At 69.6% G+C, this 10,424-nt stretch carries 5 protein-coding genes and 2 pseudogenes; 5 read left to right on the top strand and 2 right to left on the bottom strand.

All coding sequences use genetic code 11. The features are described from left to right. The 3 genes and pseudogenes from AB0K03_RS20575 to AB0K03_RS20565 form a co-directional block, all read left to right on the top strand. A pseudogene (locus tag AB0K03_RS20575) lies at positions 1 to 111 on the top strand (thioredoxin-disulfide reductase); the annotation flags it as partial. Between the two features lie 14 nt (positions 112 to 125). Further along, positions 126 to 449 (top strand): thioredoxin, encoded by a 324-nt coding sequence (gene trxA / locus AB0K03_RS20570; protein ID WP_199513240.1) that lies wholly within the window; start codon positions 126 to 128, stop codon positions 447 to 449. Positions 450 to 624: 175 nt separating this feature from the next. Continuing rightward, positions 625 to 1,776 (top strand): N-acetylmuramoyl-L-alanine amidase, encoded by a 1,152-nt coding sequence (locus tag AB0K03_RS20565; protein ID WP_364687119.1) that lies wholly within the window; start codon positions 625 to 627, stop codon positions 1,774 to 1,776. Between the two features lie 75 nt (positions 1,777 to 1,851). On the opposite strand, the gene AB0K03_RS20560 is transcribed toward AB0K03_RS20565, so the two are convergent. Then, complete coding sequence (locus AB0K03_RS20560) at positions 1,852 to 2,517, bottom strand: GNAT family N-acetyltransferase (protein ID WP_364687117.1); 666 nt, start codon at positions 2,515 to 2,517, stop codon at positions 1,852 to 1,854. 235 nt (positions 2,518 to 2,752) lie between these two features. Between AB0K03_RS20560 and AB0K03_RS20555 the strand changes: the two genes are divergently transcribed. Together AB0K03_RS20555 and AB0K03_RS20550 are read left to right on the top strand one after the other, a co-directional pair. Continuing rightward, complete coding sequence (locus AB0K03_RS20555) at positions 2,753 to 4,054, top strand: PLP-dependent aminotransferase family protein (protein WP_364687115.1); 1,302 nt, start codon at positions 2,753 to 2,755, stop codon at positions 4,052 to 4,054. Positions 4,055 to 4,062: 8 nt separating this feature from the next. Further along, positions 4,063 to 5,025, top strand: coding sequence for a D-alanine--D-alanine ligase (locus tag AB0K03_RS20550; RefSeq protein WP_364687113.1), 963 nt, complete (start codon positions 4,063 to 4,065; stop codon positions 5,023 to 5,025). Positions 5,026 to 6,300: 1,275 nt separating this feature from the next. On the opposite strand, the pseudogene AB0K03_RS20545 reads toward AB0K03_RS20550, so the two are convergent. Then, a pseudogene (locus AB0K03_RS20545) lies at positions 6,301 to 6,828 on the bottom strand (hypothetical protein); the annotation flags it as partial. Positions 6,829 to 10,424 lie beyond the last annotated feature (3,596 nt).

The following is a 10,424-nucleotide window of genomic DNA, read 5'->3' as shown; positions in this document are numbered from 1 at the left end:
GCCGGTGACCTCGTCGACCACACCTACCGTCAGGCCATCACCGCCGCCGGCACCGGTTGCGCGGCAGCGCTGGACGCCGAGCGCTTCATCGCATCTTTCGTCGAGCTGTAAACCAGGAGGTCCTAGTGGGAGCAACCAAGGCCGTCACCGACGCCACCTTCGCCAGTGACGTGCTGCAGTCCGACAAGGTCGTCCTTGTCGACTTCTGGGCCGAGTGGTGCGCACCCTGCAAGAAGGTCGACCCGCTGCTCGCGGAGATCGCCACCGAGATGGGTGACAAGGTCGAGATCGTGAAGGTCAACATCGACGAGAACCCGGAGACGGCCCGCGCCTACCGGGTGATGTCGGTGCCGACGCTCACCCTCTTCAAGGGTGGCGAGCCGGTCAACTCGGTCGCCGGCGCCAAGCCCAAGGGCGCCCTGGTCAACTTCATCGAGTCGGCGCTCTGACGCTCAGCTTCTGACGCCCCGCATTCAGACGAATGCGGGGCGTTAGCTTTGTTTGTGTTCTCCTGCGTGATTCCCCGCACGGACCGCCCGTCGCCACCGGGCCAAGCCGGACACCGGGGAGTACGCTCCGGGAGTTGCCCTCTGCACTACCCCCTCAGTTGTTAGGGAGCCGCGCGTGCGTTCGATCCGACGTGGAGACACCGGACCGGCCGTCGAGGAGATCCGTTCGATCCTGGTCGGGCTCGATCTGCTGGACACCGGCGGAGCCGAGTTCGACACGGCGACCGAAACCGCCGTACGGGCCTTCCAGCAGAGCCGCGGGCTCGGCGTCGACGGCCTCGTCGGCCCGGAGACCTGGTCGGCGCTGGACGGGGCCCGGTGGAAGCTCGGGGCCCGTACCCTGTTCCACTCCGTGCCGACGTCACTGGTCGGCGAGGACGTGCGGACGCTGCAGGAGCGGCTGCTCGAGATGGGGTTCGACACCGGCCGCGCCGACGGCATCTACGGCCCGCGGACGGCTCGGGCCGTCGCCCAGTTCCAACGCGAGGTCGGCCTGACCCCGGACGGCTCCTGCGGCCCGCACACGATGAAGGCGTTGCGCCGGCTCGGCCGCAAGGTCGTCGGCGGCCGCCCCAACTGGCTGCGCGAGGCCGAGGCGTTCCGGCAGTCCGGATCCAGCCTGGTCGGCAAGACGATCGTCATCGACCCCGGCCACGGCGGCCCCGACGACCTCGGCGTGGTGGTCCCCGACGGGCAGCTCCGCTGGACCGAGGCGGACCTGGCCTTCGACATCGCCACCCGGCTCGAGGGCCGGCTCGCGGCGGCCGGCATGCGGGTGCACCTGACCCGGGGACCGTCCCCGGCCCAGTCGATGACCGGCCAGGAGCGCGCGGCCCTCGCCAACAGCCTCGGGGCCGACCTGCTCATCTCGCTGCACCTCGACGGACACGACAACCCGGCCGCCGACGGCGTCGCGACGTATCACTACGGCACCGGCAGCGGCGTCACCTCGACGGTGGGGGAGCGCCTGGCCAACCTCGTGCAGCGCGAGGTCGTCGTCCGTACGGGCATGCGCGACTGCCGCATCCACGCGAAGACCTGGGAGCTGCTCCGCTTCACCCGGATGCCGGCCGTACGGGTGGACCTGGGGTACCTGACGTCGCCCGTCGACCGGGAGCGGCTGATCGACCCGCTGTTCCGCGAGCAGATCGTGGAGGCGGTGCTCGCGGCGGTGCAGCGGATGTACTACCCGGTGGAGGCGGACGTACCGACGGGCTCGATCGACGTACGGCAGTTGCGGCTGGCGCTGGCGTCCCGCAACTCCTGACCGCTCGGTTTCATGTGAAACGGCGGCCCCCTCATCGGGGGCCGCCGTTTTCGTGTCGTCGTCGTTCGGCCGGGGTCAGCTCGGGGTGGAGCTGGTTGCCGTCGCCGGGCGGACCGGGCGCAGGAGGGCGTCGGGGCTCATCGACCCGAGAAGCTTCTCCAGCGCGTACTCGACGTCCGACTTCCACGACAGCGCGGTACGCAGCTCCAGCCGCAGCCGCGGATAGCGGGGATGCGGGCGTACCGTCTTGAAGCCCACCGACAGGAAGAAGTCGACCGGGGCGACGCAGCCCTCCTCGCCCTCGCCGGCCTCCCCGAACTTCGCGTCGCCGAAGGCCTCGATCGCCTTCACGCCCCGCTTGGTGAGATCGCGCGCAACGCCCTGGACGAGCATCCGGCCCAGGCCACCGCCGGCGAACGCCGGGACGACATGCGCGGTCATCAGCAGGGCGGCGTCGGCGCTGACCGGTGAGGTGGGGAACGCCATCGACCGCGGCACGTACGCGGGCGGCGCGAACATGACGAAGCCGGCCGGCATGCCGTCGACGTACGCGAGTTTGCCGCACGACCCCCACTCGAGAAGGGTCTGCGACACCCAGGCCTCCTTCTCGAGCGCCGGGTCGCCGGAGGCGCAGGCGCGCTCGGCGGAGACCGGGTCCAGCTCCCAGAAGACGCAGCTCCGGCACGGACGCGGTAGATCCTCGAGCGTGTCGAGGGTCAGATTGACCAGGCGTCGCGACATGGCGGGACCCCTTGATGGTGTCGACGAAGGTTTCCGGACTCCGCGGCACGGTCCTGTTCACGTGCTCGTCCGCGCCCCCGGACGGATCCTACGCCGCAATCGGCTTGAACGGGAGCGGATCGGACTCCAACGGGTGGGTGGCCCATCCCGCTTGGTGAAGAGAAACAGCTGCCCCCCGCGCCTCGCGTCTAGCATGGACGCCGATGTGTCCAGCTACCGGACGAGGTGAAGCTCCATGACCGGCACGACCCAAGACGATTACACCGATCGCTATGCGCGACGGGTCCGCGGGATGACGACCTCCGAGATCCGCGCCCTGTTCGCCGTCGCCAGCCGTCCCGAGGTGGTGTCGCTGGCCGGCGGGTCGCCGTACATCGCCGCGCTGCCGCTGGACGCGGTCGGTGAGATGATGGGCCGGCTCGCGACCGAGCTCGGCACGACGAGCCTTCAGTACGGCATCGGTCAGGGCACGGTCGAGCTCCGCGAACGCATCTGCGAGGTCATGACGCTCTCCGGCATCGACGCCTCGAACGGCGCGTCCCCGGACGACGTGGTGGTGACCGTCGGCGGTCAGCAGGCGCTCGACCTGGTGGCACGGCTGTTCCTGGACCCGGGCGACGTGGTGCTCGCCGAGGGGCCGACGTATGTCGGTGCGCTCGGCGTGTTCCAGGCCGCCCAGGCACAGGTGCGGCACGTGGCCATGGACGCCGACGGCCTGGTCCCGGCGGCTCTCGAGGCAGCGATAGCAGAGGCAGGTGGGAGGGCCAAGTTCCTCTACACCATCCCGACGTACCAGAACCCGGCCGGCGTCACGCTGACCGAGGAGCGCCGGGAGGAGATCCTGGACATCTGCGAGCGCCACGGGTTGCTGGTGGTCGAGGACGACCCGTACGGAATGCTCAGCTTCGAGGGTGAGGCGCCGCGGCCGCTGCGCGCCCGCCGCCGCGAGGGCGTGTTCTACCTGAGCACGTTCTCCAAGACCTTCGCGCCGGGGCTGCGGGTGGGGTGGATCCTGGCTCCTCATGCCGTACGCGAAAAGCTGGTCATGGCTTCCGAGGCGAACATCCTGTGCCCGAGCGCGTTCGCCCAGGGCGCTGTGACGCAGTATCTGTCGACCATGCCGTGGCGCGAACAGATCAAGACGTACCGGGAGGTCTACCGCGAGCGCCGCGACGCCCTGCTGGATGCGCTCGAGGATCTGATGCCGGCGGGCACGACGTGGACGCGCCCGAACGGTGGCCTGTTCGTGTGGGCGACGCTCCCCGAGGGCCTCGACTCGAAGGCGATGATGCCGCGCGCCATCGCCGCGCACGTCGCGTACGTGCCGGGCACGGGCTTCTACGCCGACGGCACGGGCACGGACAATCTGCGGCTCAACTTCTCGTTCCCGCCGCCGGAGCGCATCCGGGAGGGCGTACGCCGGTTGGCCGGGGTGATGGAGCAGGAGCTCGCGATGCGCGCGGTCTTCGGCCCGACGACCCCGCACCGCCGTCGTGGTCCGGCCGGCGCGGACGCTCCCGGCCCCGACTTGGCATGATCACTTCCATGGGTACGTCCACAGATCCGCATGTTCTCGTCCTCGCCGGCGGCCTCTCGTACGAGCGGGATGTCTCCCTGCGATCGGGCCGCCGCGTCCTGGACGCGCTGCGCGCGGTGGGCCTTTCCGCGGAGATGCGCGACGCGGACGTGTCCCTGCTGCCGACGCTCCGGGAGGACCCGCCGGACGCGGTGGTGATCGCGCTGCACGGGGCGACCGGCGAGGACGGTTCGCTGCGCGGCGTGCTGGACCTGTGCGGGGTGCCGTACGTCGGCTGTTCTGCGTCGGCCTCCCGCCTCGCCTGGGACAAGCCGTCGGCCAAGTCGATGCTGCGCGAGAAGGGCATCCGTACGCCCGACTGGGTGGCTCTGCCGCACGACCGCTTCTCGGAGCTCGGTGCGGTGGCGGTCCTCGACCGGATCGCCGACCGCCTCGGCCTGCCCCTGATGGTCAAGCCGGCCCAAGGCGGATCGGGCCTGGGAGCGGCCGTCGTCCGCGACGCGGCGGACCTCCCGGCGGCGATGGTCGGCTGCTTCGCGTACCACCCGACGGCGCTGGTGGAGAGGTACGTCGCCGGCATGGACGTGGCCGTCTCGATCGTCGACCTGGGGGAGGGCCCGATCGCCCTCCCCGCGGTCGAGATCGTCCCCCGCAACGGCGTATACGACTACGCGGCCCGGTACACCGCAGGCCTGACGACATGGCACACGCCGGCGCGGCTGTCGCCATCGGTCGCGGCATCCGTCGCGAGCACGGCCCTCGCGGCCCACGAAGCCCTGGGGCTGCGGGACCTGTCCCGGGTCGACCTGATCGTGGACGCGGACGGGGTGCCGCACGTGCTCGAAGTCAACGTGTCGCCCGGGATGACGGAGACGTCGCTGCTTCCGTTGGCGGTGCAGGCCGGGGGACTGGACCTGGGGAAGGTCCTGGCTCAGGTCGTGGCGTCGGCCATTGCTCGCGGGGCCGGCTGAGGACTGTCGAGTCGTCGGTGGGGTAGCGCTGTCCTTTCCGAGCCTGGACCGCGTTGCCCCTTCGCCGTTCTACGGCCCGGACCGGGATGCCCCTTCGCCGTTCTACGGCCCAGACCTCGCTACCCCTTCGCCTGCGCTGCCCTTCATCTTTCTCCGGCGGGGGCCGCCTTACCCCTTCGCCCTCTCCGGCCCGGGCCGCACTACGCCTTCGTGCCCTTCGGGGCCAGGGCCCGCATCATCGGCGCTTGCGGGTGTGCCGGTGGATGCTGCGGGTTGAATCAGGTTCTTCGCGTACGCCGTCAGGTTCTGCGTCTGCCCCTCATCGAAGGTCCGGCGAGCGGAGTCGGAAAGGTCGGCGGTATCACGGTCATCGGGTGCTCGGGTGGGCGGAGCGGTTACGTCGGTCGGGTCGTTCGGGCGCTCGTCGGCAAGTGCTGGCTCGGTGCCGGCCGCCTTGTCGTCTCCGGCCGCACTGGTCTCGTTCCCCAGCCCTTCGGTACCGCCTGCGTTGGCGTTCCCTCCGGCGGTGCCGTTCTCAGCGACGTTGCGCTCGCCGGCGGTGATACCGACTCCCGCGGGCTTCCGGTCCGCCGGGCCGCTCCCATCCGATGCGGTACTTCCCTTTGCCGTGGCGTCCCTGGCCGGTGCGGCGTTCGGGTCTCCCGCGCCGTCCCCCGTCCCTGCGGTATTCGTGTCTCCCGTGGCGTTCCCGTCCCCGGCGGCGTTCCCGTCCCCGGCGGCGTTCCCGTCCCCGGCGGCGTTCCCCTTCCCGGCGGCGTTCCCCTTCCCGGCGGCGTTCCCGTCCCCGGCGGCGTTCCCGTCCCCGGCGGCGTTTCGGAGTTCTGGGGCGGTCCGGGGTTCCGGGGTGCTGACACTTGCATCGGCGTTCCGAGTTTGCGGGGTGCCGACGCTGCCCTCGGCATTCCAAGGTTCCGGTGTTATGCCATCTCCCGCCGCGTTTCCACGTCCTCCGGTGCTGACGTCGCCGGCTCCCGGATCCCTCTTCACCGCGCCCTCCGCCGCCGCATCCCGAGCTGCGGCGTCCCCCTCATCCACGGCTTGGTCGGCCGCGGCCGCCTCCGGGTCCTCCTCATCCCCTCGCTCACTGCGGTCCGCCTTCGCGGCGTTCTGCGATCCGCCGTCCGAGGTCTCGGGTGCAACAGCCGGAGTCTCTGCCTCAGCCGCGTCGTCTGTGGCGCGCTGGCCGCTCGCCTCCGCCGACGGAACCGGCGCATCTGGCTTCTGCGTAGCCCCGGAGAGGGTGACGTCGTTGCTGAACGTGGACGGCGACTCCCAGTGGATGTGAGGTGGTTCGGCAATGGCACGACCGCCGAACTCCGCGAGCCACGCCGCTACGAGCGCCAGGTTCCCGCGCCACTGCTCCTCGGGGATGACGGGCAGGATGTCGTCCCAGAGGGACAGGAAGGTGCCACGGAGTTGGAGTCGCCCGTAGGGCCGCGCCAGGAACCACATGTGCAGGTGCGCCGAGCCGTCACCCCACCGGTTCACGTGCACCCGGGCGACACCGTCAAGTGACCGGATCGCGCGTTCGAGCCGTACGGTCATGACACCCAGCTCGGCGGCCAGCAGGTTCGGCAGGTCACCGAGGTCGAGGTGGGACCGGCACTCGAGGATGAGCACCATGGGCAAACCCGTCGGCCGGTCCATCGCCCGGACCCGCCACCGCTCACTGACCCAGATGTACGCATCGTCAGGGGTGTTGCAGGCGACGCAGTCCGCGGCGTCCTCGCCACTGCGCGGAGGCTCGACGGCGACAGGGTCGGCGAGGCGCTTGACCCGCATGTCGCCCTCGAAAGGGAACGAAGGCCACCGCGTGAACTCAGGAAGCGAGGGGCTGTACTCAGGCACGCCGCTGACCCTAGTGCAGCCGACACGGCACTGTCCCGGGTCAATTTCCCACCGATCCCGCTGAGGCCCCGTCGTCCGTTCAGCCACCCGGCAACCCGTCGACGAACGTCACCGTCCCCCTACGCCGCGACCACCCTCGAAGTTATCCACAGAAGTTATCCACAGGCCCATCGGTTTCACGTGAAACGCCATGTCGCAGGCTTGCAGGCCCTGTGGATACCGCGGTGGAAAGCTCGCCGGCCTGCTGCACGGTTTCACGTGAAACGGGCCACGGCGATCGTTGTCAACAAGGTCACACACAGCTTGTGGATACTGCTGTCCACCGATGAGCCGACCCGTGCAGTGCGGCCCTGCACCTGTACCCTCGCCGTCTCGCTGGCAAGGATCATGATTGATGCGGGGTGGCCCCGAACCTTCTCCCGGGCCGGCCTCGCAGGCTCTCTTCTTAATAGCAATCCACAGATGCGTTTGATTCGCCGGCAAGGGCTGCGTGCTCCGCCTCGGTCCCAAGAGCGAGGTTGAGCGAGACGCTCCAGGACCGGCCCTCGGCGCCGCTCGCGCCCTTGGTCTCCGGTTCCGGCTCTCGGCTCCCAGCCTCGGCCCCGGCCCTTGCTCGCGACTTTTCGGCTTCCGGCACTAGGTTCTCGGCTCCCGGCACTCGGCTCCCGACTTCGCCCTGGGCCCGGCTCTTGGCTCGCCGCCCTCAACCTTCGCCATCGGCCCTGGCTCGCGCCCTCGGCCCCAACTCGCGGTCCTCGGACTCTCGGCTCTCGTTCCCCGATTCCGCCCTCAGCCCTGGCTCACGGCTCGCCGCCCGCAGCCTTCGCCGTCGGCCCTCGGCCCTAGCTCGCAATCCTCGGCCTCCCAGTCCCTCGGCCTCCCGGTCCCTCGGGCTCCCGGTCCCTCGGCCTCCCGGCCCCTCAGGCTCCCGGCCCCTCAGGCTCCCGCTCATCGGGCTCGCGATCCTCGGCTTCCGGCCTCTCGGCTCGCGGTTCCTAGTTCCCCGTTCCCCGCTTCAGCCCCAGCTCCCACTCCAGCTCGCTCCAGCTCTCAGCGCCCAGCTCCCCAGCTCCCAGCTCGCTCCAGCTCCCCGCTCCCAGCTCCCCAGCTCCCCAGCTCCCCAGCTCCCCAGCTCCCCAGCTCCCCAGCTCCCCAGCTCCCCAGCTCCCAGGATGACGAGCGGTAGTGGGTAGAGGGGCAACATCTTCTTGGAGCAACCGGCCTCCGCGACAGCTGCGCCGGTGTCGAGCCAGCACGATCCTTCCTGCCATTGGCGTCCCCGCGCGGCATCTGGCGTTGCGCGGAATGCTGAGGTGGGATCTCGTTTCACGTGAAACGGAGCCTGCCGGTTCGCGCGGCGGGTCCCAACGATCCGGCGACGCTGGGCCGCCCCTGGCCTGCAAACGAAACGGCGCCGCGCAAACACCGGAAGACGGGCACGCCGGGCGGGGTCCGTCGGCCGTGCTTGGTTGGCCTTGTGCGCCGCCGAACCGCTGCACCGGGACGGCGGTATGACTCAGCGGGCGCACGCGGGCAGATGAGACGGGCGACGGCTTCCGGCATCTGAATCCCGTCCGGTTTCACGTGGAACAGGCAGCCCTATGCCGGCGGCCGGCTACCGTATCCGCCGTCGGAGATGCCGGTCTCGAACCCGCCACGTCCCATGGGTTCGGGCGCCTCGGTGATCGCGGCTGGCGCGGCGTCCGCCGTAGCACCCCGTTCATCAAGGACAAGGTCGGACGCTCACGGTCGCCCGCCCGACACACCAGGCCCAGTGCCCGCCTTCGGGCGGCAGAGTCAACTCACCCGTCCAACTGACAGACCCCGGCCGTGACGGAGGGCTCTTCCCGCCGCGCGGAGCCGACCTTCAGCGACCGCGACCCGTTCGATCCCCGATCAACGCTCAATTGTCAGCACCAGGCCTGTGGGGGGTGAGTTCCGGTGGTATCCGCGCTCCCAGACGGCTCCATGCTCCATTCCGTCCGGGTACTCCGAGGCGGCAGCCACTCCGGCGGTTGACACGGGCATGAGACCGATGGCCCTTCGGTCGCGCGGTTGACCCTCAGCCAAGATCGAGAACTTGGCAGTTGTGGCCGTCAGATCAGCCGATCCGGGAGTCGTCATGTATTCCTGCGCCGACTCCCTCATCCGGCTCGAGGCACGGATGAAGCACCCGAATCGAGGGAGAGTTTCACGTGAAACGAGGCGGAGCCCCGCCCCTCGATCCAGCAGCAATACGAAATCCGGCGGCATCCACCGGATCCGTTCCCCAGGCTCCCAGAACCTCGGGAAGCGGAAGTTCGGCACCGGCATAACCGTCGCCGGCGAAGTTGGCGACCTCCTCTCATCATTACGCCGGAGTAGCACGAGATCCCGGGGACGGTCAGGACAGTGGCGGTGCGCGGGCCCGAGATCACGCCGCAAAGCGAGACCGCCATTCGCGGATGAGACCGGAGTCAGCCATCTGAGCACCCCACGCCACGGTGGACTATGCGCTGACGCCTTGCGCCAGAGCCCGATCCACATCCAGGAGCTGCCACCAGGAGCGGAATGGGCCGTGCCGTTTCACGTGAAACCCACGCCGGGAAACTCTGGAGCGTTTAGCTGTCATCCGACAGACCGCGAGCCGGCTACCCCTGCCGCCAGGATCCAGCTCGGGAGCCAGACCACTCACTCGGATGGCATGTCGGGCTATCACCCAGTTAAGCCACGCCGTGTCCCGTCGCCGGAGAGGAGGTCAGGACTCGAGAGGCCGCACTTCGCAGCCGTATGCCGCCGACCGAACGGACGCGCGTCGCGGTGATGGCCTTGGGGCTCTGTGCACTGACCATCACGGGGGTGGCGACCTCGATCGCGGCGCAGCGAACACACGCACGTGGTCGGGACCTGCCGCTTCATGCGACGACGTCGCCCTCGCCCGAGACGCCTTGGGGCGCCACTGACCCGGCATCTTCAACGGCGGCTCGCGCGCCGCCTCCTCATTCTCATCGGCGAGCCTCGGCACCGGTGGTAATAGGAGCGAGCTAAGCCATCTCACGTCGGGATGACGCTTCGGCGCTGCCACGACGGTGCCCCATCGCCACGGCCACTACTAGAGGTTCCGGCTCGCCCTTTCCGTAGGTGACGTCCATAGGCGAAGATCCCCCACCATCCTTCGTCCGAATTGGCTGGTACGTGAGCAGGCCTCGCGTTCCTTTCTAAGACGGCAGAAGATGCGGTCCCGGAGCAACAAAACGGGCTCGAAGGCCCCTGATTGGCCGTCAGAATCCGGACGTCACCGAAAAGTCGAGGGCACTGAAATCCCAGGAGAATCGTTCTGACAGAACCGACTGCAGCAGCGCAGTCGGCAAATCACGGGCTCATTCGGCCACCCAGGAGAGACTCGGGACATCAGGCCTGCTTGCCTACGGCGAGACTCAGTGCCGGGAAGGACCACGAGACGAGCGGATCCAAGGAGGCCCATCCGGAGGTGAGCGACCTCAACGAGCCGAACGGACGGGCAGGGCCCGCAGCGGGGGAGGGCCGGACAG

The sequence above is a fragment of the Actinoplanes sp. NPDC049316 genome (assembly GCF_040677315.1).
Lineage (GTDB): Bacteria > Actinomycetota > Actinomycetes > Mycobacteriales > Micromonosporaceae > Actinoplanes.
The sequence above is the reverse complement of the archived record's forward strand: the minus strand, read 5'-3'. Positions and strand labels throughout refer to the sequence as shown.

Excerpts from the sequence above, each read along its gene's own strand:
- AB0K03_RS20560 (WP_364687117.1), bottom strand. The coding sequence starts at position 2,517 with ATGTCGCGACGCCTGGTCAATCTGACCCTCGACACGCTCGAGGATCTA.
- AB0K03_RS20555 (WP_364687115.1), top strand. The coding sequence starts at position 2,753 with ATGACCGGCACGACCCAAGACGATTACACCGATCGCTATGCGCGACGG.
- AB0K03_RS20550 (WP_364687113.1), top strand. The coding sequence starts at position 4,063 with ATGGGTACGTCCACAGATCCGCATGTTCTCGTCCTCGCCGGCGGCCTC.